The 22,878-nt window shown below is 65.3% G+C and carries 19 protein-coding genes; 15 read left to right on the forward strand and 4 right to left on the reverse strand.

What is annotated here, in order from left to right; translation table 11 throughout:
• Positions 1 to 39 precede the first annotated feature (39 nt).
• The 10 genes from tolB (at position 40) to J2R76_RS32745 (ending at position 12,815) form a co-directional block, all read left to right on the forward strand.
• Complete coding sequence (gene tolB / locus J2R76_RS32700) at positions 40 to 1,365, forward strand: Tol-Pal system beta propeller repeat protein TolB (RefSeq protein WP_028340643.1); 1,326 nt, start codon at positions 40 to 42, stop codon at positions 1,363 to 1,365.
• Positions 1,366 to 1,549: 184 nt separating this feature from the next.
• Complete coding sequence (locus tag J2R76_RS32705) at positions 1,550 to 3,874, forward strand: bifunctional diguanylate cyclase/phosphodiesterase (protein ID WP_253625386.1); 2,325 nt, start codon at positions 1,550 to 1,552, stop codon at positions 3,872 to 3,874.
• Positions 3,875 to 4,046: 172 nt separating this feature from the next.
• Positions 4,047 to 4,781: a hypothetical protein gene (locus tag J2R76_RS32710; protein WP_057018120.1), complete on the forward strand. Its 735-nt coding sequence runs from the start codon at positions 4,047 to 4,049 to the stop codon at positions 4,779 to 4,781.
• A 272-nt stretch (positions 4,782 to 5,053) separates the two neighbouring features.
• Positions 5,054 to 5,536, forward strand: coding sequence for a peptidoglycan-associated lipoprotein Pal (gene pal / locus J2R76_RS32715; protein ID WP_016846948.1), 483 nt, complete (start codon positions 5,054 to 5,056; stop codon positions 5,534 to 5,536).
• 250 nt (positions 5,537 to 5,786) lie between these two features.
• Complete coding sequence (gene ybgF / locus J2R76_RS32720) at positions 5,787 to 6,827, forward strand: tol-pal system protein YbgF (RefSeq protein WP_168855424.1); 1,041 nt, start codon at positions 5,787 to 5,789, stop codon at positions 6,825 to 6,827.
• 52 nt (positions 6,828 to 6,879) lie between these two features.
• Positions 6,880 to 7,914 carry a tRNA lysidine(34) synthetase TilS gene (gene tilS, locus J2R76_RS32725; RefSeq protein ID WP_057018121.1) on the forward strand — a complete coding sequence of 345 codons (1,035 nt, stop codon included), beginning with the start codon at positions 6,880 to 6,882 and terminating at the stop codon, positions 7,912 to 7,914.
• Positions 7,915 to 8,172: 258 nt separating this feature from the next.
• Positions 8,173 to 10,095 (forward strand): ATP-dependent zinc metalloprotease FtsH, encoded by a 1,923-nt coding sequence (gene ftsH, locus J2R76_RS32730; RefSeq protein WP_057018122.1) that lies wholly within the window; start codon positions 8,173 to 8,175, stop codon positions 10,093 to 10,095.
• Between the two features lie 39 nt (positions 10,096 to 10,134).
• The gene (locus J2R76_RS32735) at positions 10,135 to 10,521 is read left to right on the forward strand and encodes a DUF3052 domain-containing protein (protein WP_253625387.1); all 387 of its coding nucleotides are present in this window, start codon (positions 10,135 to 10,137) and stop codon (positions 10,519 to 10,521) included.
• A gap of 121 nt (positions 10,522 to 10,642) precedes the next feature.
• Positions 10,643 to 11,842, forward strand: coding sequence for an ABC transporter substrate-binding protein (locus J2R76_RS32740; protein ID WP_253625388.1), 1,200 nt, complete (start codon positions 10,643 to 10,645; stop codon positions 11,840 to 11,842).
• A 136-nt stretch (positions 11,843 to 11,978) separates the two neighbouring features.
• A complete protein-coding gene (locus J2R76_RS32745) occupies positions 11,979 to 12,815 on the forward strand; it encodes an IS5 family transposase (RefSeq protein ID WP_076824982.1) in 837 nt (278 codons plus the stop codon).
• 172 nt (positions 12,816 to 12,987) lie between these two features.
• On the opposite strand, the gene J2R76_RS32750 is transcribed toward J2R76_RS32745, so the two are convergent.
• The gene (locus J2R76_RS32750; RefSeq protein WP_253625389.1) at positions 12,988 to 14,487 is read right to left on the reverse strand and encodes a hypothetical protein; all 1,500 of its coding nucleotides are present in this window, start codon (positions 14,485 to 14,487) and stop codon (positions 12,988 to 12,990) included.
• A 398-nt stretch (positions 14,488 to 14,885) separates the two neighbouring features.
• On the opposite strand from J2R76_RS32750, the gene J2R76_RS32755 reads away from it, so the two are divergent.
• Together J2R76_RS32755 and J2R76_RS32760 are read left to right on the forward strand one after the other, a co-directional pair.
• A complete protein-coding gene (locus J2R76_RS32755) occupies positions 14,886 to 15,560 on the forward strand; it encodes a TetR/AcrR family transcriptional regulator (RefSeq protein WP_026191806.1) in 675 nt (224 codons plus the stop codon).
• A gap of 94 nt (positions 15,561 to 15,654) precedes the next feature.
• A complete protein-coding gene (locus tag J2R76_RS32760) occupies positions 15,655 to 16,083 on the forward strand; it encodes an OsmC family protein (RefSeq protein ID WP_016841620.1) in 429 nt (142 codons plus the stop codon).
• Between the two features lie 77 nt (positions 16,084 to 16,160).
• Here J2R76_RS32760 and pyk read toward each other — a convergent pair whose 3' ends face one another.
• On the reverse strand, positions 16,161 to 17,597 hold the full coding sequence (pyk, locus tag J2R76_RS32765) for a pyruvate kinase (RefSeq protein ID WP_253625390.1): 1,437 nt from the start codon (positions 17,595 to 17,597) through the stop codon (positions 16,161 to 16,163).
• Entirely contained in the window at positions 17,594 to 18,202 is a 609-nt protein-coding gene (locus J2R76_RS32770; RefSeq protein ID WP_038377731.1) for a DUF1036 domain-containing protein, read from the reverse strand. Before J2R76_RS32770 ends, pyk begins: the two co-directional genes overlap by 4 nt.
• Before the next feature lie 196 nt (positions 18,203 to 18,398).
• On the opposite strand from J2R76_RS32770, the gene J2R76_RS32775 reads away from it, so the two are divergent.
• The 3 genes from J2R76_RS32775 (at position 18,399) to J2R76_RS32785 (ending at position 21,161) form a co-directional block, all read left to right on the forward strand.
• On the forward strand, positions 18,399 to 18,701 hold the full coding sequence (locus tag J2R76_RS32775) for a DUF1244 domain-containing protein (RefSeq protein ID WP_050422684.1): 303 nt from the start codon (positions 18,399 to 18,401) through the stop codon (positions 18,699 to 18,701).
• A gap of 271 nt (positions 18,702 to 18,972) precedes the next feature.
• Positions 18,973 to 19,245: a DUF2312 domain-containing protein gene (locus J2R76_RS32780; protein WP_016841616.1), complete on the forward strand. Its 273-nt coding sequence runs from the start codon at positions 18,973 to 18,975 to the stop codon at positions 19,243 to 19,245.
• A 152-nt stretch (positions 19,246 to 19,397) separates the two neighbouring features.
• A complete protein-coding gene (locus tag J2R76_RS32785) occupies positions 19,398 to 21,161 on the forward strand; it encodes an adenylate/guanylate cyclase domain-containing protein (protein ID WP_076828030.1) in 1,764 nt (587 codons plus the stop codon).
• Between the two features lie 36 nt (positions 21,162 to 21,197).
• On the opposite strand, the gene J2R76_RS32790 is transcribed toward J2R76_RS32785, so the two are convergent.
• The gene (locus tag J2R76_RS32790; RefSeq protein ID WP_253625391.1) at positions 21,198 to 22,793 is read right to left on the reverse strand and encodes a DUF882 domain-containing protein; all 1,596 of its coding nucleotides are present in this window, start codon (positions 22,791 to 22,793) and stop codon (positions 21,198 to 21,200) included.
• Between the last annotated feature and the right edge of the window lie 85 nt (positions 22,794 to 22,878).

Genomic DNA, 22,878 nt, shown 5'->3' on the forward strand with positions numbered 1-22,878 from the left:
AGTCTACGGACAATGACCGACCAGAATGATTTGCGTACAATGACGTTTCGCCTCGACCGCCGACAGATGATCTCCGGAATGGCTGCCCTTGGCGTGCTGGCCGGAAGCCGCAGCGCCTTTGCACAGAAGCGCGTCGTCATTCCGGAAGGCGACTTCGCGCCGCTGCCGATCGCGATCCCGAACTTCGCCGCCGGTACGCCCGGGGACACCGAGGTCGGTGTCGGCGTGACGCAGGTGATCACCAACAATCTGAAGCGCAGCGGCCTGTTTGCGCCGATCGATCAGGCGGCCTATCTCGAGAAGCAGATCAACATCGACGCGGCGCCGAACTTCAACAACTGGAAGAGCATCAACGCGCAGGCGCTGGTGACCGGCCGCATGACGCGCCAGGGCAACGGGCGCGTCAAGGCGGAGTTCCGGCTCTGGGACGTCAACACCGGCCAGCAGCTCGCCGGCCAGCAGTACGACACCTCGGCCGAATACTGGCGGCGCATCGCCCACATCATCTCCGACCAGATCTACGAGCGGCTGACCGGCGAGAAGGGTTATTTCGATACCCGCGTCGTGTTCGTCGACGAGAGCGGCTCGGCGGATCGCCGCGTCAAGCGGCTCGCGCTGATGGACCAGGACGGCGCCAATGTGCGCTACCTGACCCGCGGCTCGGATCTCGTGCTGACGCCGCGCTTCTCGCCGTCGACCCAGGAAATCACCTACATGGAATTCGGGCAGGGCGACCCGCGCGTCTATCTGCTCAACATCGAGACCGGCCAGCGCGAGATCGTCGGCAACTTCCCGGGCATGTCGTTCTCGCCGCGCTTCTCGCCCGACGGCCAGCGCGTCATCATGAGCCTGCAGCAGGGCGGCAACTCCAACCTGTTCGTGATGGATCTCCGCTCGAAGTCGATGACGCGGCTGACCGACACGCCGGCGATCGACACCTCGCCGTCCTACGCGCCCGACGGCACGCGGCTGTGCTTCGAGTCGGATCGCGGTGGCAAGCCGCAGATCTACGTGATGCCGGCAACCGGCGGCGGTGCACAGCGCATCTCGTTCGGCGACGGCACCTATTCGACGCCGGTTTGGTCGCCGCGCGGCGACTACATCGCCTTCACCAAGCAGGGCGGCGGGCAGTTCGCGATCGGCATCATGAAACCCGACGGTTCGGGCGAGCGCATCCTGACCTCGGGCTTCCACAATGAAGGCCCGACCTTTGCGCCGAACGGGCGCGTCGTGATGTTTTTCCGCGATCCCGGCGGCAACAGCGGCCCGTCGCTGTTCACCATCGACGTCTCCGGCCGCAACGAGCTGCGGGTACCGACCCCGGGCTTTGCCTCCGACCCGGCCTGGTCGCCGCTGTTGTCGTGAGCCGGGTGCAGAGCTGCTCCGGGAACCTCGGCGGCGGTCAACACTTCTCACCTAGCGCACTGAATTTTATAGTGAATTCCGGTCGTCGCCTGGGCGCGGCAAGGACTTGCTAACGATGTTCGCTCAGAAAGACTTCACCTGCGATCAGTAAGAGTGCGAGCTGAAAAGGACGCGCGCTCTCACAATGCAGTTTGCAAGTCAGACGGGTGAACCGGACCGGTCGATGTCGCCGACGATTTCGGCGGCACTGGTCGATTCCCTGTTCATGAACCCAGCGCCCATGATTTTCGGCGCCTTCGGTCCCGCCATTGCGGGCGCCGTGATTGCGGCTGTCACGAGCAATCTGTTGTGCTGGCTATGCGTGCCGCTGTTCATCGTGGTGGGGCTGGCGCGCGCGCTGCAGATGTACCGCTACCAGCAGCGCAATTCCCGGCTCACCGTCGAAGAGTCCGTGACCTGGGAGAAGCGTTACCGGATCGGCACCATCGCCTACGGCATCTCGCTCGGCATCTGGGGCGTCACCGTGCTGCTCACGACCAATGATGCCGCCGCGCACATGCTGTGCGTGACCACGGTGGTCGCCTACACCTCGGCGGGGGTAGGGCGGACCTTCGGCCGGCCGCAGATCTTCCACCTGCATCTGTTGATGTCGATCGGTCCCCTGATCCTGGCGCTGATGTATGTCGGCGGCCCCTATCACATCGCCCTTGCACTGCTCAGCCTGGTGTTCTTCAGCGCCATCCGGCATCTGACCTCCAGCCTGCAGCGCATCTACGTCAACGCCTGGATCGCCAAGGAGCGCGAGGCCGCGCTGGCGGGCCAGTTCGATACCGCGCTGAACAACATGCCGCACGGCCTGTGCATGTTCAGCGCCGACGGCCGCGTTGCGGTGATGAACCACCGCTTCATCGAGATGATGCAGCTGTCGGACGATTTCGTGCAGCGCGGCGCCAGCGCGTCCGATATCTGCAACGCCTGCGTCCTGTCCGGCTCGATCTCGGCCGCGGCCGCGCAGCAGATCCTCTACGAGATCGAGAGCTCGCAGCGCGGCGATATCGTCACCAGCGATCCCGACCCAACCAAGAACCGCTCGCTCGACTGGACTTTCCAGCCGATGGCCGGCGGCGGCACCGTGGTGCTGGTCGAGGACATCACCGAGCGCAAGGACGCCGAGGCCCGGATCAGCCACCTCGCGCGCTACGACGAGCTGACCGCGCTGCCCAACCGCGTCAATTTCCGCGACGAAATCGGCCGGCTGCTCGCCATGCAGCACGGCGACCATCGCTCCGCATTGCTGTTCGTCGACCTCGACCAGTTCAAGCAGGTCAACGATACGCTCGGCCATCCCTGCGGCGACCAGCTGCTCTGCGCGGTCGCCGAGCGGCTGCGCGAGATGCTGCGGCCGGAGGATTTCGTGGCGCGGTTCGGCGGCGACGAGTTCGTGGTGTTCCAGCAGAACATCCACTCGCACGAGGACGCTGCGGCGCTGGCTCGGCGCATCGTCGACCGCCTCAGCGAGCGCTACAAGATCGACAACCATTTGGTCGAGATCGGCGCCAGCGTCGGCATCGCGATGACCGCGCCCGGCGTCGGCGCCGACACGCTGCTGAAGAACGCCGACATGGCGCTCTACCGCGCCAAGGCCGACGGCCGCGGCACCTTCTGCTTCTTCCGCGACGAGATGGCGCAAACCGTCGAGGCCCGCCGCATCCTCGAGCTCGACCTGCGCAAGGCGCTCGCCAACGAGGAATTCGAGCTGTTCTACCAGCCGCTGATCAACCTGAAGTCCGGCAAGGTGAGCACCTGCGAGGCGCTGCTACGCTGGAACCATCCGGCACGCGGCACAGTCTCTCCGGTCGACATCATTCCCGTTGCCGAGGACATGGGCCTGATTGTCGATCTCGGCCGCTGGATCCTGCGCAAGGCCTGCATGGAATGCATGAAGTGGCCCGAGGCGGTCAGCGTCGCGGTCAACTTCTCGCCGCAGCAGTTCCACCAGCGCGACGTGCTGAGCGAGGTTCGCTACGCGCTCGAGGTCTCCGGCCTGCCGGCGCACCGGCTCGAGATCGAGATCACCGAATCCTCGCTGCTGCACAACACCGAGCTGACCCACGACTTGCTGTCCCAGTTGCGCTCGCTCGGCGTGCGGATCTCGCTGGACGATTTCGGCACCGGCTACTCGTCGCTCAGCTACCTGCACAATTTCCCGCTGCAGAAGGTCAAGATCGACCGCTCCTTCCTCGAAGGCATCGACAGCGACCGTCCGCTGACCCTGCTGCGCGGGGTGGCGCGGCTGTCGGCGGATCTCGGCATGTCGGTCGTGGTCGAGGGCATCGAGACCAATGAGCAGCTCGAACTGATCAGCGCCGATGGCGCGGTGACCGAAGCACAGGGATACCTGTTCAGCCGGCCGGTTCCCTCCGTCCGCATCCGCCAGCTGCTCAATGCCTCGCACGGCCGGCGGACCGACGAGCAACTGCACGTGGTTCCCTCGCGCTCGATCGCTTGACCCGGCGCAATACCCTCAATCGATAGTTGTGAGAGCCTTCGGCTGCACCATTCGTAGTGTACCCTTGCGGCGAGAGGTTAACTGTATTGCCTCGATTGCTTTGACGGAAATTAAGAAGCTGTTAATCTTTTGGCCGCGCGTTGAAGTTGTTGCGTTGTTCAGGGAGTACCAAATGAGGTCCGCGGCCGAAGCCATCAAGCCCGCGACAGGAAGGCTTGCGGACCCTCTGGATCAAGTCGATTACCGCCTCGCTCAGACCCCGGAACAGAAAGACGAGATCTACCGGCTTCGCTATCGCGCCTATCTGCGCGAAGGCGCGATCCGGCCCTCGGCGGATGAGCGGGTCGTCGATCAGTTCGATGATGCGCCGAATGCCTGGGTGTTCGGTGTCTATCTGCAAGGCGAACTCTGCAGCTCGATCCGCATCACCGTGGTGACGCCGGAATGGCGTACCTCGCCGACGCTCGAGGTGTTCGGCGACGTGCTGCTGCCGAAGCTTGATCAGGGTCTGGTCTTCATCGACTCGACGCGCTTCGTCGCGGATCCCGAGAAGGCCCGGAACGTCCCGGAACTGCCCTATGTCACCGTGCGCCTCGGCTCGACCGCGGGCGTGCACTTCAACGCCGATTACGGCCTGGCGCCGGTCCGGCCCGAGCACATGGCGTTCTACCGGCGTGTGTTCCTGCACGAGACCTGGTCGGAGCCGCGGCTCTATCCCGGGCTGGTGAAGCCGGTCGGCTTGATGGCGTCGCATTTGCCGACGGTGCGGGAACGCGTGCTGGCCCGCTATCCCTTCCTGCGCTCCAGCGCCTTCGAGCGGCGCATGCTGTTCGACCGCGAAGGCCAGTTGCAGCCCGACGGCTTCGTGCAGCCGTTCGAGCGCGCTTCGATCGTGCCGAATCCCTGAGGGAATCGGCCATTCTCATCGAGTCAGTGTCGATCGACTGTTGCGCGCAGGCCAAATTGTCCTGCAAAAGCGGCCGGTTCCCGCGAACCTTGCCTTCCCTTCACCATCGCGCCACATTTGCCACCCATTAACCATCGGGGGCGCTTTTCGCCATTGCCTGGCATTTGATGGGGTTCAGCAAGGTCTCGTCAAGGTTGACGGAACGTTCGCTTAACCATCGCCCTGTAGACCGATTGGGTAGTACGAAGAGCGCGAGCGTGGAGGCTCCGGGAATGAATTATCTCCAGGGTATGAAGCTGGTTGCGGTTCTGGCGGTGGCGCTGTCGATGGGTGCCTGTGCCAACAAGAACCCGTTGGACGCCAATGGCGCGATTGGGGGCGCCGCGACCCCGGGCAGCCAGCAGGATTTCGTGGTCAATGTCGGCGACCGCGTGTTCTTTGAGAGCGATCAGACCGATCTCAGCCCGCAGGCGACGGCGACCCTCGACAAGCAGGCGCAGTGGCTGCAGACCTATAATCGTTACTCCTTCACCATCGAAGGTCATGCCGACGAGCGCGGCACGCGCGAATACAACATCGCGCTCGGTGCCCGGCGTGCCCAGTCGGTCCGCGCTTACCTCGCCTCGCGCGGCATCGATCCGAGCCGCATGCGCACCATTTCCTACGGCAAGGAGCGTCCGGTCGCGGTCTGTAACGACATCTCCTGCTGGTCGCAGAATCGTCGTGCCGTCACCGTGCTGAACGCCAGCTCCTGACGCGATCCTGAATGAGTGTTTTCAAGCCGGCGCCTTCGGGCGCCGGTTTTGTTTTTGCCGCATGAAGGCCCGGCCCGCCGTCATCAAGATGAACGAAGCTGCGCGCAATTGGCCGCTTGCTTGTTCCAGCGTCCGTACTAAACCGGTATCCCGCGACGCTGTCCCGGATTTGAAGTGCCAGTCACAATTCCGGCGTACTCCGTCTTTCAATGTCGCTCGCTTTTCACGTCGATCTCGTCGTCAGGGCAAAATGTCATCCAGGATTCATTTTCTTTCCTCCGCCGCGGCGATCGCGGCGTTGCTCGCCGTTTCCGCGCCAGTGTTTGCCCAATCCGACGATTCCGATGCTGAAATGCGGATCGAGCGGCTCGAGAACCAGCTGCGGCAGCTGACCGGCCAGAACGAGGAACTGCAATACCGTAACCGCCAGCTCGAGGAGCGGCTGCGGCAGCTTGGCGGGCAACCGCCCGGCCCAGCTGGACAGGCTCCGGCGGGCCAACCCGTTGCGGCGGCGCCACCGGCGCAGCCGCCGCAGGCCTACCCGCAAGCGCAGCCGGGCTACGCCCAGCCCCAGCAAGGCTACGGCCAGCCGCAGCAAGGATATGGCAGGCCGCCGCAGGGCGGCTATGACCAGCAGCAGCAGATCGCGGCGCCTGCGCCGATCGCGCAGGAGCCGGCGCCGGCGGCTTCCGGCCGCCGCGGCCGCGGCGATGCCTTCGATCCGAACCAGAACCCGAATGCCCCAGGGGCGCCGCGCGCACTTGGCGGCGGCGGGATGCCGATGCCCAGTGAGGCGGCGGTTGGTGCGCCCGGCGGCCGTGGCGCAGGCGAGCCGCTCAATCTCGGCAACACCAGCCCGCAGCGTGCGCCCGGCGCGAGCGCAGCCCTGACCACGCTGCCGCCGTCGGCGACGTCGAAGGACGAGTTCGACCTCGGCATCGGCTATATGCAGCGCAAGGACTATGCGCTCGCCGAAGAGACAATGAAGAACTTCGGCCAGAAGTATCCGAACGATCCCCTGGTGGCGGACTCGCAATACTGGCTCGGCGAAAGCTATTTCCAGCGCCAGCAATATCGCGATGCTGCGGAGACCTTCCTCGGCGTGACCACCAAGTTCGACAAGTCCGCGAAGGCGCCCGACGCCCTGCTGCGGCTCGGCCAGTCGCTGGCGGCGCTGAAGGAGAAGGAAGCGGCCTGCGCCGCGTTCGGCGAGATCACGCGGAAGTACCCGCGCGCGTCCGGCGGGGTCAAGGCTGCGGTTGACCGCGAGCAGAAGCGCGTGAAGTGCTAAACCAGATGTGGGAAGGCCGCTTCCGGCCTCTCCGCCAGCAGCTGGTTTTGCGATGCCCGACGATCAATCCGCCATCCCGGCAAGGGACGCCAAGCGCCTGTTCGCAGGCCTTGCGGGCGCGCCGGCGCTCCTGCTTGCGGTGTCCGGCGGTCCCGATTCAGTCGCGCTGATGTGGCTCGCCGCGCGCTGGCGCCGCGCGCTCGCGCAGGGACCGCGGCTGGTGGCGGTCACGGTCGATCACGGCCTGCGTCCTGAAGCGGCTCGCGAGGCGCGCGACGTCAAGCGGCTGGCGCGAAGTCTCGAGCTGCCGCATCACACGTTGCGTTGGACTGGACCAAAGCCTGGAACCGGCGTGCCGGCGGCCGCGCGCGCGGCCCGCTATCGACTGCTCGCGCAGGCCGCACGCAAGCATGGCGCCACGCATATTTTGACCGCGCACACCCGTGACGATCAGGCCGAGACGCTGTTGATGCGGATGCTGCGCGGCAGCGGCGTTGCGGGCCTCTCGGCAATGGCGCGCGAGACCGAGCGCGATGGCGTCTTGCTGACACGGCCGCTGCTCGACATCTCCAAGGCCCAGCTGATCGCGACGCTGCAGAAGGCGCGCATCGGCTTTGCCGACGATCCGACCAACCGCGATCGAACCTTCATGCGTCCGCGGCTGCGCGCGCTGATGCAGATGCTCGCGGCGGAGGGCGGCGACGCGCGGAACCTGGCGCGGCTTGCCGCGCGGATCGCGCGCGCCAACGCCGCCCTGGAGGTGCTGGTCGACGGCGCCGAGCACTATCTTGCGTTGAAGAGCGAGGATAACTCTGGCACGGGCTTCGATGCTGCACTGTTCGCAGTAATGCCCGAGGAAATTCGCGTCCGTCTGCTCAAGCGCGCCATCGACCGCGTCGGACATGAGGGCCCGGCCGAGCTCGGCAAGGTCGAAACCCTGCTCGCCGCGATGGACGAGGCCTTGGATGGGACTTTGGGAAAACGCGAATCCAGGCTGAAACAGACCCTTGCCGGAGCGGTCATCAGCATCGCTGCCGGCCGGATCAGGATCGGCCCGGCACCGCCCCGCCGGGCGCGCTCCCGCTGAGCCGGGTTCGATTGTTTCAATCGCTGTCATAATCGGGCAAAGAGGCTTAACCACCCCGGAAAAACACCGGATTCAGCGCCATTTTTTGACCGGGAATCGCGCTAGGATGCGGTAAATAGTCGTGCGTGGTTCCCTTGGCATCTACCCCAGCGGCACCTAAATTGTATGCCATCGACGGGATGGATTCCCTGGGGATTCCCACAGAGCCTGCCCAAGGATAGAGAGAGGCCGCGATCCGCGCGACCACGAAGGAAGACCATGAACGCCAATCTGCGGAATTTCGCCCTCTGGGTCATCATTGTCCTGCTGTTGCTGGCGTTGTTCACGCTTTTCCAGAATCCTGGCCAGCGCTCGTCGTCCTCGGACATCTCGTTCTCGCAGCTTCTCACTGAGGTCGATCAGGGCCATGTCCGCGACGTCGTGATCCAGGGGCCGGAGATTCACGGCACCTTCAACAACGGCACGAGCTTCCAGACCTACGCGCCGAGCGATCCGACGCTCGTGAAGCGCCTCTTTGACGCCAAGGTGCAGATCACCGCGAAGGCGCCCGGCGATAACGTGCCGTGGTTCGTCTCGCTGCTCGTCTCCTGGTTGCCGTTCATCGCGCTGATCGGCGTGTGGATCTTCCTGTCGCGGCAGATGCAGGGCGGCGCCGGCAAGGCGATGGGCTTTGGCAAGTCGCGCGCCAAGATGCTGACCGAGGCCCATGGCCGCGTCACCTTCGAGGACGTCGCTGGTGTCGACGAGGCCAAGCAGGATCTGCAGGAGATCGTCGAATTCCTCCGCGACCCCGGCAAATTCCAGCGGCTCGGCGGACGGATTCCGCGCGGCGTGTTGCTGGTCGGCCCTCCCGGCACCGGCAAGACGCTGATCGCGCGCGCGGTCGCGGGCGAAGCCAACGTGCCGTTCTTCACCATCTCCGGTTCTGACTTCGTCGAGATGTTCGTCGGCGTCGGCGCGAGCCGCGTCCGCGACATGTTCGAGCAGGCCAAGAAGAACGCGCCCTGCATCATCTTCATCGACGAAATCGACGCGGTCGGCCGTCATCGCGGCGCCGGCCTCGGCGGCGGCAACGACGAGCGCGAGCAGACGCTGAACCAGTTGCTGGTCGAGATGGACGGCTTCGAGGCCAATGAGGGCGTGATCCTGATCGCGGCGACCAACCGTCCCGACGTGCTCGATCCCGCGCTGCTGCGTCCCGGCCGCTTCGACCGCCAGGTCGTGGTGCCGAACCCGGACGTCGTCGGCCGCGAGCAGATCCTCAAGGTTCACGTCCGCAAGGTGCCGCTGGCGCCGGATATCAACCTCAAGACCATCGCGCGCGGCACCCCGGGCTTCTCGGGCGCCGACCTGATGAACCTCGTCAACGAGGCTGCGCTGACCGCCGCCCGCCGCAACAAGCGGATGGTGACGCAGGCCGAGTTCGAAGAGGCCAAGGACAAGGTGATGATGGGCGCCGAGCGCAAGTCGCTCGTGATGACCGAGGAAGAGAAGCTGCTGACGGCCTATCACGAGGGCGGCCACGCCATCGTTGGCCTCAACGTCGTCGCGACCGATCCGATCCACAAGGCGACCATCATTCCGCGCGGCCGTGCGCTGGGCATGGTGATGCAGCTGCCGGAGCGCGACAAGCTGTCGATGTCGCTCGAGCAGATGACTTCGCGCCTTGCCATCATGATGGGTGGCCGCGTCGCCGAAGAGTTGATCTTCGGCCGCGAGAAGGTGACCTCGGGCGCCGCCTCCGACATCGAGCAGGCGACCCGCCTTGCCCGCATGATGGTGACGCGCTGGGGCCTCTCGGAAGAGCTCGGCACCGTCTCCTACGGCGAGAACCAGGACGAGGTGTTCCTCGGCATGTCGGTCTCGCGCACGCAGAACGCATCGGAGGCGACCGTCCAGAAAATCGACTCCGAGATCAGGCGTCTGGTCGAGGAAGGCTACAACGAGGCGACCAAGATCCTCACCGAGAAGCGCGAGGATCTCGAGGCGCTCGCCAAGGGCCTGCTCGAGTTCGAGACGCTGACCGGCGACGAGATCATCGACCTCTTGAAGGGCAAGAAGCCCAATCGCGAGTCGGTGCTGGAGCCGTCGACGCCGCGCGCATCCGCCGTGCCGCCGGCCGGCAAGCCGCGCCCGCGTCCCGATCCGGACACCGGCATGGAGCCGCAGCCGCAGGCGTAAGCCTCGCCCGCGATGGCCGGCACGTCCGGCAGACCAGTTGTGCAAAAGCTCGGCCTCAAGCCGGGCTTTTGTATTTTTGTCGACGGGTTGTCCGTTCCCTACGGCGACGTTGTCGGCGAACTGCCCGCCGATGTGCTGGTGACGAAGACCGCAAGGGCACCGCTCGATGCCGTGCACCTGTTCGCCGCCAAGGCCGAGGGGCTTGCGGCCAGGCTGCGGCGTTACCGTCATGCGATCGCCCCTGACGGCATGATCTGGGTATCGTGGCCGAAGAAGAGTTCGGGTGTCGCGACCGACCTCACGGAGAAGGAGGTCCGCGCAACCGGGCTCGCGAACGGCCTGGTCGACGTCAAGGTCTGTGCGGTCGATAACGTCTGGTCGGGGCTGAAATTCGTGATCCCGGTCAGGGACCGCGGCAAGCGCTGAAATCGCGCCTTTCGAATATCCGTGGCCTCCGCTGCAACGCCGTGGCATCCTCCCGCCAAGCCGTCAAACGGCACAGCCGCGATGTCTGAAGGCGCGGCAAGAAAAAGGGAAGGGGAGGCCGATGCGCAAGGCATTCGGCGCGCTTGGCGCCATTTCGTTCCTGCTGCTGCCCACGTCTTCTCTCGCCGACGAGATGCGGGGCGTCACATCAACCGAAATCAGGATCGGCCAGACCATGCCCTATAGCGGGCCGGTGTCGGCGTTCGGCGCACTCGGCAAGGGCGAAGCCGGCTATTTCAGGATGCTGAACGAGCGCGGCGGCATCAATGGCCGCAAGATCAACTTCATCTCGCTGGACGATTCCTACGCGCCGCCGAAGACGGTGGAGCAAACGCGCCGCCTCGTCGAGAGCGACGAGGTCGCGCTGATCTTCTCCTCGATCGGCACCGCGCACAACACCGCGATCGCAAAGTACCTGCAGGGCAAGAACATCCCGCAGCTGTTCCTGGCCTCCGGCGCCTCGAAATTCGGCGACGTCACGCAATTCCCGCAGGCGACGATGGGCGTGCAGGCGCCGTTCCGCTACGAGGCACGGCTCTATGCGCGCTATGCGCTGGCGAAGAATCCGAATGCAAGGTTCGCCGTCATCTCGCAGAACGACGACTACGGCCGCGACTATCTCGCCGGCCTCAAGGACGTGCTCGGCGAGAAGTATGAGTCTCTGGTCACGGTTGCGACCTATGAGATCACGGACCCGACGATCGACTCCCAGATCGTCAAGCTGAAGGCCACCAATGCAGACGTCTTCGTGATTGCGGCGACGCCGAAATTCGCGGCGCAGTCGATCCGCAAGGCCTTTGAGATCGGCTGGCGGCCGATGACGTTCCTGTCCAACACCGCGGTGTGGATCTCGACCGTGATGCAGCCTGCCGGCGTCGAGGCCGGCACCGGCATCATCTCCACGGCCTATGTGAAGGATCCGGACGACCCGGCATGGAGCGACGATCCCGGCATGAAGGGCTGGCGCGAGTTCATGACCAGATACGTGCCGGAAGGCGATCAGCACGACACCAACTACGTCAACGCCTACAACAGCGCGATGGCGCTGGAGGCGGTGCTGAAGGCCTGCGGCGACGATCTCTCGACCGAGAACATCCTGCGTCAGGCATTCGCGATCAAGGGCCTGGAATTGCCGATGTTGCTGCCGGGCATCAAGGTCAACACCTCGCCGGCCGACCACGTGCCGGTCGATCAGATGCAACTGATGCGCTTCAACGGCAAGACCTGGGATCGCTTCGGCGAGCTTCAGACGGGGAATTGAGGGTGGGGCTGATCGCGCTTGAACTGCGAGCGCCGGGGATCAAACCCGTCATCCTGAGAGCCTGACTGAAAAATGGGTGAGTGATCTCAGTGGGGTGTGATTCCATCGGATTTGCAAAGATTCGAGGGAGAGCACGATGCCCTGGACCAAGATCACTCGGGAGCAATATCGGCGGGACGATCTGCGTTATGCAAGCGATATGACCGATGCGGAGTGGGCGGTGATCAGACGCCTGTTGCCGCGAGCGAACCGGCGCGGCCGGCCGCGTAAGACGGAGCTGCGTCGTGTGATCGAAGCGATCCTCTATATCGTTTCGACCGGCTGCCAGTGGCGGGCGTTGCCGCAGGAGTTCCCGCCCTATTCGACGGTGCAGGGCTATTTTTATAGATGGCGGGATACAGGCCGGTGGCAGAGGATTGTCAGCGTGCTTGTCCGACGGGCGCGAAAAAAGCTTGGACGGACACCGAAGCCGACGGCAGCCGTGATCGACAGTCAAAGTGCGCCAACCACGCAAGCTGGCGGACCGCGCGGCTACGATGCAGGCAAGCGCATCTACGGCCGCAAGCGGCATATCGTGACGGATACCAATGGCCTCCTCCTTGGGGTTCATGTTCATCCGGCCAACGTTCAGGACTGCCATGGCGCCGTACCGCTGCTGAAGAACGTGCGGATGAACTTCCCCCGGCTGCGCCACGTCTTTGCCGACCGGATCTACCGCGGAAATCAACTCCTCGACGCGCTCTCAGACTGCGGTCCATGGACTGTCGAGATCGTCGAGCGGCCTCAAGGCGTCAAAGGCTTCCAGCTTCTGCCGAGGCGGTGGGTGGTTGAACGCACATTCGCTTGGTTCGGCAGATGCCGCCGCCTCGCCAAGGACTTCGAGGCGACGGTGGCAACCGAAGCTGCCTGGCTGCTGATTGCACACATCAGGCTCCTGACCCGCAGACTCGCGGCTGCAGCTAAGGTTGGGTGATTTATGAGTCAGACTCTGAGGAGCCGCGCAGCGGCGTCTCGAAGGATCGACGGCCCGACTGGTGGCCGATTCATCCTTCGAGGCTCGCCCAGCGGCGCAATTGCGCCGCAAGGCTCGCACCTCAGGATGACGGGCTCAGCAGTGCGCGATTCCAGGCAACGCAATAGCAAAGCTACTTCGAACCCGTGGCCGCCGCCGCGCCGGTCTTCGTCTCGTCCGAGCGTACATGGATCACGGCGATGTCGTCCTTGTACAGCCGCTTCCAGCCCTTCAGATGATCCAGCGCGTTGCCGGCGGGAGAGTCCGAGCTCAGCAGCGTGGCATCGATCCGGTATTTGTCGAGCAGGCCCAGCAGCCGGCCGACGTCGCGGGCGTCGAGCGCATCGTAATAGTTGAGCACGAATTGCTCGCCATAGAGCTCGGCGCGGCCGTCGATGAACACCTTCATGTCGCGGCTGACCATGTAGCCGCCGAACGGCGCGGTGCTGAACACGCGTTGCGCCTTGTGCTGCTGCAGCACGTCGACCGCGGCAACGGGCGAGAACATCGGGAGGAATTTGAACTGATGCTGCGCGACGAACATCGCCGTCGTCACCCACGCGCCGATCACCATCGCGATCACAGCCAGGATCGTGACGACGGGAAATGCGCGCGTTTCTTCGAAGCGGGCGGCGGTGGCGCCTGCCGTTCCCCATTGCTCGGCGATCGGCTTGGCGAGCACCAGCGGAGCGATGAACGCGAATACCTCGATGTTGCGGACATGGCTCAGCGCCATCCAGATCAGCCCGAGCAGCAGCAGGATCCGCGGCACCGACAGCGTCAGCCTGCGATAGCAGATCAGGCCGATCAGGCCGAGCAGCGTGGCTTCGAAGAAGCTGGGCTTGCTGAAATCCGCCGGCTTCCATTCCCCGATCAGCGTCAGCAATTTGCCGAGGCTGAGGATCTTGGTCGCGCCGAGCAGGCTGTTCCAGCCATAGGGCGTCAGGCAGCTCGCGGCCAGCGCGGCGAAGCCGAACAGGCCCCATCGCACGACAAGCTGGCGGCGGCGGCCGGGCTCCGCGTTCCACACCGCCTCCAGTCCGATCGGTCCGATCAGCGCCAGCCCGAGAACGAAGCCGCCATGCAGATTGGCCCACAGCGTCATCAGCGGCAGCAGCCACCATGACGGTGAAGTGCGGCGATCCGCGGCCGCGAGCAGGCCGCCGATGAACGCCAGCAGCACCGGCAGCGCCAGCACATGCGGCCGCGCCAAGAAGTGGATCGTCGACAACAGCAGCGCCAGCGCCGCGATCAGAAGCGCGCGCGCCGGATCGAAATACGGGCTCAACAGATGCAGGAAGATCGCGACCGTCGCGCCGATCGCCATCGACGACAGGATCACCGGCCCGGCCCAATCGCCGCCGTATACGAGCGCGTACACCACCTGCGACAGCCACGAGCTCGAGATCCAGGGCTCGCCGAAACGGGTGAACGAGAACACGTCCGATGTCGGCATCGCGCCGTGTTCGAGGATCCACTGTCCGACCCGGATCTGCCACATCGTGTCGGAATCGCGCAGCATGATTTCGCCGGCCGAGAGATAAAACAGATAGGCGCCCATGGCGGCGCACAGCGGCACCAGTCCTCGCGCCGCGCTACGGCTGCTCACGCTGCTGGTGATGGAGAGTGACATGCGCTTTCTTGCTTGTTTCGGCCGGGGGCATCCAGAGCCAACGCCACGCGTGATGCTGGCGCGCACTCGACCACGGCTTCCGATAAATTCGGGTAAATGCCGCGGCGATATCGCGAGTGTGCGCAAGATCAGATGTCTCGATTTCGAGCGATCACCTTAGCCGGCGATTTACCATCGCGGCCCTGAACCGGTCGGGGAGAGGCCCGAAGCACCGCCGGCTCAATCAGAGGTGGTACCAGAGGTTGCAAAAAAATCCTTACAATTCCAGCTTGTCAACCAGTCTGAATAGTTGTTCACTTCTTCAGGCGATTGCGGGATCAATCGCTCAAAACGTTGAAGACTCGTGTGTTCTGCCGGTGGGCGCCGGCCGGGGCGCACGGCGGGGGGGACGGAACGCCATGGTTTACCGGCGAACTCATCAGGTCGTGAAACGGCTGGCCGCGCGGCGCAGCGCCATCCTGTCGGCTGCGCGGGACGCGGCGGCGGCGGGCGGCATGGCGGCGGTCCAGATCGCACCCGTCGCGGTGCGGGCCAATGTCGCGGCCGGAACAGTCTACCGCTATTTCCCGTCGAAGGCCGAGCTGATCTCGGAATTGATCACGGAAGTCTCGCGCGACGAGCTCACGGCGATCCGGCGTGCCGCCGATGCCGCGCCGGGGCCGTCATCGGCGCTTGCCGCCGCGGTGACGACGATCGCGGTCCACGTGCTGTCGCAGCGCAAGCTCGCCTGGGGCATTTTGGCCGAGCCGGTCGACGTCGACGTCACCGCCTCGCGCCTCGCCAGCCGCCGCGATATTTCCGGCGAGCTTGCCATGCGCATCGATGCCGCGGTGCGCGCCGGGCACCTGCCGGCGCAGGACACGGCGCTGGCCGCCACCGCCTTGCTCGGCGCGCTGCACGAAGCGCTGGTCGGCCCGCTGGCGCCGGCCAATCTCGACGATCCGATCAAGCTGCGTGACGCGGTGCAGACCGTGACGCTGCTTGCGCTGCGCGCGGTCGGCGTGATGGACGCACGCGCGCGTGGCCTCGTGGTGCAGGCGACGACTCCGGCGAAGGCGCTGGTCGGCGCCTGAGTCCAGGATGAGGCCAACGCGCGCGAAGAACACTTCTGTCGCATTGGCGTTGTAGTTTTGCGGGCTGGGTTCAACCAACCTCACGGAGCAACGCATGACGACAACCCATGGCTCGGCCAAATGGCAGGGCGGCATCAAGGACGGCAAGGGCGCGATCTCGACCAAGAGCGGCGCGCTCTCGGATTACCCCTACGGCTTCGCCAGCCGTTTCGAGGGCAAGCCCGGTTCGAACCCGGAGGAGTTGATCGGCGCTGCGCACGCCGCCTGCTTCACGATGGCGCTGTCGCTGATCCTGGGCGAAGCCAAGCTCACGGCGGAGCATATGGAGACCAAGGCCGATGTGACCCTGGAGAAGGTCGCCGACGGCTTCGCGATCACCGCGGTGCATCTGACGCTGTCGGCAAAGATCCCGGGCGCCGACAATGCGACGTTCCAGGAACTGGCCGGCAAGGCGAAGGCCGGATGTCCGGTGTCGAAGCTGCTCAACACCAAGATCACGCTCGACGCGTCGTTGCAGGGCTGATCGCGGCGCGTCGGGTTAGAGCGTTTTCGAGCGAAATAGGCACCGGTTCGTGTGAAGAAGACGCGTCAGACTGGAATCTAGAGCTGCGCGTCGCCCCTCGGGCCGACCGAGGCGATGCGCAGCATGTTGGTGGTGCCGGGCGCGCGCAGCGGAACGCCGGCAACGATGATGACGCGCTGGCCGGCCTTGGCAAAACCGTCGCGGAACGCAATCGAGCCGGCGCGGTCGACCATGTCGTCGAGATCGTGAGCGTCCTCGGCGACCACGCAATGCACCCCCCACACCACCGACAGCTTGCGGCCGGTGACGAGGTTCGGCGTGATCGCGACCACCGGCACCTTGGGGCGCTCGCGCGCCACGCGGATCGCGGTCGAACCTGATGACGTCCAGCAGATGATCGCCGACAGGTCGAGCGTCTCGGCGATCTGCCGCGCGGCGTCGGCAATGGCGTCACCCACCGTCGCTTCGGGATCGACGCGCTGCGCGTTGATCACGTTGCGATAGGTCGGGTCGCGCTCGACCTCCTCGCCGATGCGGTTCATGGTGGAGACTGCCTCCACCGGGAATTTGCCGGCGGCGGATTCCGCCGACAGCATGATGGCGTCGGCGCCTTCGTAGACGGCGGTGGCGACGTCGGAGACTTCGGCGCGCGTCGGCACCGGCGCCTGGATCATCGATTCCAGCATCTGGGTCGCGACCACCACCGGCCTGCCGGCGCGGCGCGCCATCCGGATCATCTGCTTCTGCAGGCTCGGTACCCGTTCCAGCGGCAGTTCGACGCCGAGATCGCCGCGCGCCACCATCAGCGCGTCCGACGCTTCGATGATGTCGGCAAGGCGGTCGATCGCCTGCGGCTTCTCGATCTTGGCCATCACGGCGGCGCGGCCGCGGATCATCTTCTTGGCCTCGATCACGTCCTCGGCGCGCTGCACGAAGGACAGCGCGACCCAGTCGATCCCCTCCGGCAGCGCGGCTTCCAGGTCGGCGCGGTCCTTTGCGGTCATCGCCGACACCGGCAGATCGGTATCGGGCAGGCTGACGCCCTTGCGGTCCGACATCTTGCCGCCGATCACGACGCGCGTGATCGCGCGCTCGGGCGAGGTTTCCTCGGCGATCAGCCGCACCTTGCCGTCGTCAAGCAACAGCGCATGGCCCGGGCGGAGCGCCGCGAGGATCTCCGGATGCGGAAGCTGGACGCGGCTGTTGTCGCCCGGCGTCTTGTCGGAATCCAGAATGAAGCTCTGGCCGTTCTTGAGCTGGGTCGAGCCTTCCGCGAACGAGCCAAGCCGCAGCTTCGGCCCTTGCAGGTCGACCAGGATGCCGATCGGCCGGCCGTAGCTCGATTCGACATTGCGGATGGTCTTGACCAGCTCCCGCATCTTGTCATGCGGGGTATGGCTCATGTTGATGCGGAAGACGTCGGCGCCCGCCTCGAACAGCTTGCGGATCATCGCGCTGTCTGAGGAGGCCGGGCCGAGCGTTGCGAGGATCTTGATTCGACGCAGTCGTCTCATGGTTTGTTTCCGGGTGGTGCGGCTGGCGGCAGACCAGACGCGCCCGGAGGCGCTGCGCCCGGCGGCGGGTTGGGCAGGCCCGGCATCGCCCCGGGACTTCCTGGACCCACGCCGCCCGGCATTCCCGGTACTTTCTGCGGCTGTTGTTCGTTGGCTTCGGTCAGCTGGACGGTCCATGCACGCTGCTCGCCGGTGTCGACCTCGAAGAAGCCGGTGCGGTCGAACCCGCGCGCCAGGCAATTTTCGGTGCCCTTGATGGTGAATTCCTTGTCGCGCGAGCACATGAAGGCCTGGCCGGACCATTCGCCGCCGCGATCATAGTCGAGAGCGTAGATGTAGTAGTAGCGCGCCACAAGGTTGCCGCGCAGCAAGGTCTCGCAGGTGCGCGACGACACATTCCACCAGCCCTCGGTGGTCCAGCCCTCGGCGTCCTTGTAGCCGAGCGCGATGCCGACGCGGCTCGAGGTGTTGTTGCAGAGCCGGAAATCGGCCGCCGCCGGGCTCGTCCACAGGCAGGCCGCGACCAGCGCCAGCACCGGCAGGAGGCCGGCCAACGTCAGACGGATATTGCGGGGAGCTGAGGCGAGGGAATCTGTTGGGCTCATGCAGCGAAGCTATATCAAATCATGGACGATTTCGCGTGCCCGGCCGGCACTGTCAACGGGCGGGCGCCCGTCTGCGACGCTGTCGGACCATGGCCGGGGTGGCCGGACCGGTCCGTTTTGCGCGCCGATATGGCAAAATCTGTGACAATTCCCACCTGATATCAATATGGTGAGCGCGACACACGGGATCACGATCATGAGCATTGACGACAAAACCAGAACGGAACTCGAGGCCGCGGTCTTCCGGCGTCTCGTCAGTCACCTGCGCAACCGCACCGATGTGCAAAACATCGACCTGATGAACCTCGCCGGCTTCTGCCGCAACTGCCTGTCCAACTGGATGAAGGAAGAGGCCGACGCCAAGGGCCTTGCCGTGAGCAAGGACGAGAGCCGTGAGGCGGTCTACGGTATGCCGTATGAGGAATGGAAGGCGAAGTATCAGGGCAGCGCGACGCCGGAGCAACTCGCGGCGATGAAGAAAGCCCAAAGCGGGCATTAAGCCGAGCAACGTCATTCCGGGATGGTGCGTTAGCACCAGACCTCAGATGCGCAATTGCGCATCGGGGAATCTCGAGATTCCGGGTTCGATGCTGCCGCATCGCCCCGGAATGACGTTTATACCTGAAAGACCAGCATCTCCTGTGGGCGCGCTGTGGATGAGCGCGATGTTTCCTTGACGGAACGCGCGCCAAAATCGAGGGTCGCCCGCAGCAAGCGGTGCGCAAGGCGCGTATTCGCGTAACATTTCAATGCCTGTTCAGGAGTGCGCGATGGCCACCACGTCTGCCGCCGTCAAGGAAGAGCCCGCAACGCGATTTGCCAAGGACCAGCTCAAGTCCATCATCGAGCGCATCGAGCGGCTGGAAGAAGAGAAGAAGACGATCTCGGACGACATCCGCGACGTCTATGCCGAGAGCAAGGGCAACGGCTTCGACGTCAAGGCGCTGCGCGCCATCATCCGTCTGCGCAAGCAGGATCCGAACGAGCGCCAGGAGCAGGAGACCATCCTGGAGACCTACATGCAGGCGCTGGGGATGCTCTGAGGCGGCCAGCGGCCACCCCTGCTGGCGTTTGCCAAGGCGCTCCAAGCCCCCCAAGGCTCAGGTCGATGCTCCTGGAAGGCCTCCTGTCGAGGCTTGGGTGAAATCACGGGATTTGCTACACTGGCGGTGAGGTAACCGGGCAGATCGTTCAGATGGACGTGCCAGGACCAGAGCGCCGGCTCGCTGCGGTCCTCGCCGCCGACATGGTCGGCTATAGCCGCCTGATGGAGGCTGACGAGACGGGCACCCTTGCGCGCCTCAAAACCCATCGCATCGAGCTGATCGATCCGGCCATCGCCAAGAATCGCGGCCGCATCATCAAGACCACCGGCGACGGCCTGCTGGTCGAATTCCACAGCGTCGTCGATGCGGTGCTGTGCGCGGCCGAGGTCCAGAGCCGGATGGCGAAGCGCAACGCCGACGTCGCGCCGGCGCGGTGGATGCAGTTTCGCATCGGCATCAATCTTGGCGACGTGATCGTTGACGGCGCCGATATCTTCGGCGACGGCGTCAACGTCGCGTCCCGTCTGGAGACGCTGGCCGAGCCCGGCGGCATTTGCATTTCCGGCGCGGTGCGCGATCAGGTCGGCGATCGCCTGGAAGATCTGAGCTTCGAGGATCTCGGCGACCAGACCGTCAAGAACATCGCGCGCCCGATCCGGGTTTTTCGCGTTCATCTCGAATCCGGTGCCAGGCCCGTTCCGGAGCACCCGAGCGCGGTGGCCGCCCCTGTCGTCGCCAAGAAGCCCTCCATCGCCGTGCTGCCGCTCGTCAACATGAGCGGCGATCCCGAGCAGGAATTCTTCGCCGACGGGCTCACCGAGGACATCATCACCGAGCTGTCGCGCTTCCACGATCTGCTGGTGATCTCGCGCAACTCGAGCTTCGTGTACAAGGGCAAGGCCGTGAAGGTGCAGGACGTCGCGAAGGAATTCGCCGTCGACTATGTGCTGGAAGGCAGCGTGCGGAAGGCGGGCGGCCGGATCCGCGTCACCGTGCAGCTGATCGACGCCGTGGCCGACCGGCACGTTTGGGCCGAACGCTACGACCGCGAGCTTGCCGACATCTTCGCGATCCAGGACGAGATGACGCGCGCGATCGTGGCGACCTTGCCGGGGCGCGTCGAGGCTGCCGCGCATGACCGCGTCAAGCGCAAGCCGACCGACAACATGGCGGCCTACGAGTGCGTGCTTGCCGCCAAGGTGCTGCATCATCGCTCGGCACGGGACGACAACGCGGAGGCGCAGCGCCTGCTCGAGCGGGCCATCGTGCTTGACCCAAACTATGCCCATGCCCACGCCTGGCGGGCCTGCGTGCTCGGCCAGACCTGGGTCTACAACTGGTGCACCGACCGCGACGCGACCATGGCGCAGGTCGCCGCAGAGCTCGAGATCGCGCTCAAGCTCGACGACAATGACAGTGACGTGCACCGGATCCTCGCCGCGCTGAACCTTAACCGCGACGACCACGACAAGGCGGCCTTCCACCAGGAGCGCGCGCTCGCGCTGAACCCGAACTACGACCTCGTGGTCGTGCAGCAGGGCGAGCTCCTGACCTGGCTCGGGCGGCCCGAGGAGGGCATCGACTGGATCAAGCGGGCGATGCGCCTCAATCCGTTCCATCCGGAGCGCTTCTGGAGCCATCTCGGCCGGGCCTGCTATTGCGCCGAGAAATACGCCGACGCCGTCGAGGCGTTCTCGCGCATCACGCGCCCCGATCACACCCATCATGCCTTCCTCGCGGCGACCTTCGCGCAGATGGGCAACACGGTGGCGGCCTCTGCCCACGCCGCCGAGGTGCTGAAGCGCGAGCCGACCTTCTCGGTTGCCGCGCATCTGACAACCCAGCGCTACAAGTATGAGCCCGATCGGGCACGCTACGAGGCCGGCCTGCTCAAGGCAGGGCTGCCGGCCTGAAGGGGCGGAAAGCTATCTTGTCGGCAGAAGCGCGGCTCAGCGCAGCGAGGCGGTGCGGAGCACGAAGGACTGAGTCGTCAGGAGGGCGGTCGCCGAGCCCGAGAAGCGGTCGCAGGTCATGCCCATCATCGGATCTTCCGAGAAGGTCATGACGACGGCGGCCTGCGGCTTCACGAAATGAGCCCGCATCATGGTCATGTCGGTGTCGCCAAGCACCGTGGTCAGCATGGCATTGCTGGCGCTCGGCGCCAGCATCACCACGCGCATCCAGATATCGTTGCCCTTGGCAGCCGAGATCCGCGCGGAGGTGGTTATCACGCCCTGGCTCGGTGCGCCCTTGGCAACGACGGTGTTGATTTCGGTGCTAGGGACCGCACCATTGCGCGTCGGGCGCACGTTGCGCGGGATCGGCGCGGTCGCTGCGACGATGTTTGCGCGATCGACCGGTGACGCCGCAGGCGCATAGGCCAGCGCCTTGTTGAAGTTTTCGGTTGTCGTGCTGGCAGTGGTCTGCGGATCGGTACCGCCGACCGCCTCGCGGGCCTTCAGCGCGGCTATCTGCGCCGCCGACGCCTGCTTCGGCGCCTCACCCTCGTCACCCCAGAAGCCGCGGGCATTGATGATGTCGGCAGGGGATTGCGGCGCGGTGTTCTCGGCCACCTGCACCACTTGCACCGCCGGCTTCGCCTTCGGCATCGGCACGAGCTGGGCGTCGGCGGCGGCGAGCTGGATGGCGGCGGCGAACTGCGGCTTGGCGCGCGGCAGCGGAACCGGATCGGCGGCTTTGGCGGGCGCGGCGGCAGCCACCACGGTGTTGGCGGCGGGCTTGTCGTTCACGCTGGCCGCGCCTTCGTCTTCATCGTCACTCGACTTGCCGCCACCGAACAGCTTCGCGAACAGGCTCGGCTTGCCGATGGTCGCGGCATCGTCACCATTGCCGCGGCGCTCGATATCGGCCTTGGCAAGCTCATAGCCCTTGAGCGGCGTGCCGTCGGTCGGGACATGGACGGTGCGGCCGTCGGGGAACACCCTGACCAGCTGATCGCGGGTCATGCGCGGCCAGTGGCGGATGCTGCCGGTGTCGAGATGGACGAACGGCGAGCCCGAGGTCGGATAGAAGCCGACGCCGCCGCGCTGCAGGCGGAGGCCGGCGTAGCGGATCTGCTCCAGCGGCACGCCCGGGATGAAGAAGTCCATCGCATGCCCCAGCATGTGCTGGCTGTGGCGCGCAACGCCCGAGGAGCGGCGGCGGAGCATGGCGTTGGTGGCAGGGGCGCGATAGGCGGAGATGATCTGGATCGGCTGCTTGCCGCCGACGTCGTTATAGACGTCCCACAGGATGTCGAAGAGGTGACGGTCCATCACCGTTTCATCCTGGGAACGCCAGTCACGCAGGAAGTGGTTGAGCTGCTTCAGCGCGCCTTCGTCGTAGCGGCCCTCGCGCTTGAAGGTGACGGTGAGGTCTTCGCCGGAATGGGTGTGGTGGAAGGAGAGGGTGCGGGTCTGGTTCAGCGCGGTGGCATCGTGCACCGATCCTGCGCCCGCCAACAGCAATAGCGCAGTCAGGCCGACTTGGTATCCGGCCTTAGGCAACGACAGCGGATTGCAGCGGCGTGCGAAGACAGCCAGCACTATGAGCCCACCCAGTCGACGAGCGTTCGGTCGGCATCTTTCGCAGACCCCCTGCGGAAGACGGTGAACGCTTTCTTAAAGCGGG

This window comes from Bradyrhizobium sp. USDA 4532 (assembly GCF_024171315.1).
Classification (GTDB): domain Bacteria; phylum Pseudomonadota; class Alphaproteobacteria; order Rhizobiales; family Xanthobacteraceae; genus Bradyrhizobium; species Bradyrhizobium australafricanum.

Excerpts from the sequence above, each read along its gene's own strand:
- J2R76_RS32740 (WP_253625388.1), top strand. The coding sequence starts at position 10,643 with ATGCGCAAGGCATTCGGCGCGCTTGGCGCCATTTCGTTCCTGCTGCTG.
- J2R76_RS32770 (WP_038377731.1), bottom strand. The coding sequence starts at position 18,202 with ATGAGCCCAACAGATTCCCTCGCCTCAGCTCCCCGCAATATCCGTCTG.
- J2R76_RS32705 (WP_253625386.1), top strand. The coding sequence starts at position 1,550 with ATGCAGTTTGCAAGTCAGACGGGTGAACCGGACCGGTCGATGTCGCCG.
- pal (WP_016846948.1), top strand. The coding sequence starts at position 5,054 with ATGAATTATCTCCAGGGTATGAAGCTGGTTGCGGTTCTGGCGGTGGCG.
- tilS (WP_057018121.1), top strand. The coding sequence starts at position 6,880 with ATGCCCGACGATCAATCCGCCATCCCGGCAAGGGACGCCAAGCGCCTG.
- J2R76_RS32780 (WP_016841616.1), top strand. The coding sequence starts at position 18,973 with ATGGCCACCACGTCTGCCGCCGTCAAGGAAGAGCCCGCAACGCGATTT.
- J2R76_RS32755 (WP_026191806.1), top strand. The coding sequence starts at position 14,886 with ATGGTTTACCGGCGAACTCATCAGGTCGTGAAACGGCTGGCCGCGCGG.
- tolB (WP_028340643.1), top strand. The coding sequence starts at position 40 with ATGACGTTTCGCCTCGACCGCCGACAGATGATCTCCGGAATGGCTGCC.
- J2R76_RS32760 (WP_016841620.1), top strand. The coding sequence starts at position 15,655 with ATGACGACAACCCATGGCTCGGCCAAATGGCAGGGCGGCATCAAGGAC.
- J2R76_RS32775 (WP_050422684.1), top strand. The coding sequence starts at position 18,399 with ATGAGCATTGACGACAAAACCAGAACGGAACTCGAGGCCGCGGTCTTC.
- J2R76_RS32750 (WP_253625389.1), bottom strand. The coding sequence starts at position 14,487 with ATGTCACTCTCCATCACCAGCAGCGTGAGCAGCCGTAGCGCGGCGCGA.
- pyk (WP_253625390.1), bottom strand. The coding sequence starts at position 17,597 with ATGAGACGACTGCGTCGAATCAAGATCCTCGCAACGCTCGGCCCGGCC.
- ybgF (WP_168855424.1), top strand. The coding sequence starts at position 5,787 with ATGTCATCCAGGATTCATTTTCTTTCCTCCGCCGCGGCGATCGCGGCG.
- ftsH (WP_057018122.1), top strand. The coding sequence starts at position 8,173 with ATGAACGCCAATCTGCGGAATTTCGCCCTCTGGGTCATCATTGTCCTG.
- J2R76_RS32745 (WP_076824982.1), top strand. The coding sequence starts at position 11,979 with ATGCCCTGGACCAAGATCACTCGGGAGCAATATCGGCGGGACGATCTG.
- J2R76_RS32785 (WP_076828030.1), top strand. The coding sequence starts at position 19,398 with ATGGACGTGCCAGGACCAGAGCGCCGGCTCGCTGCGGTCCTCGCCGCC.
- J2R76_RS32710 (WP_057018120.1), top strand. The coding sequence starts at position 4,047 with ATGAGGTCCGCGGCCGAAGCCATCAAGCCCGCGACAGGAAGGCTTGCG.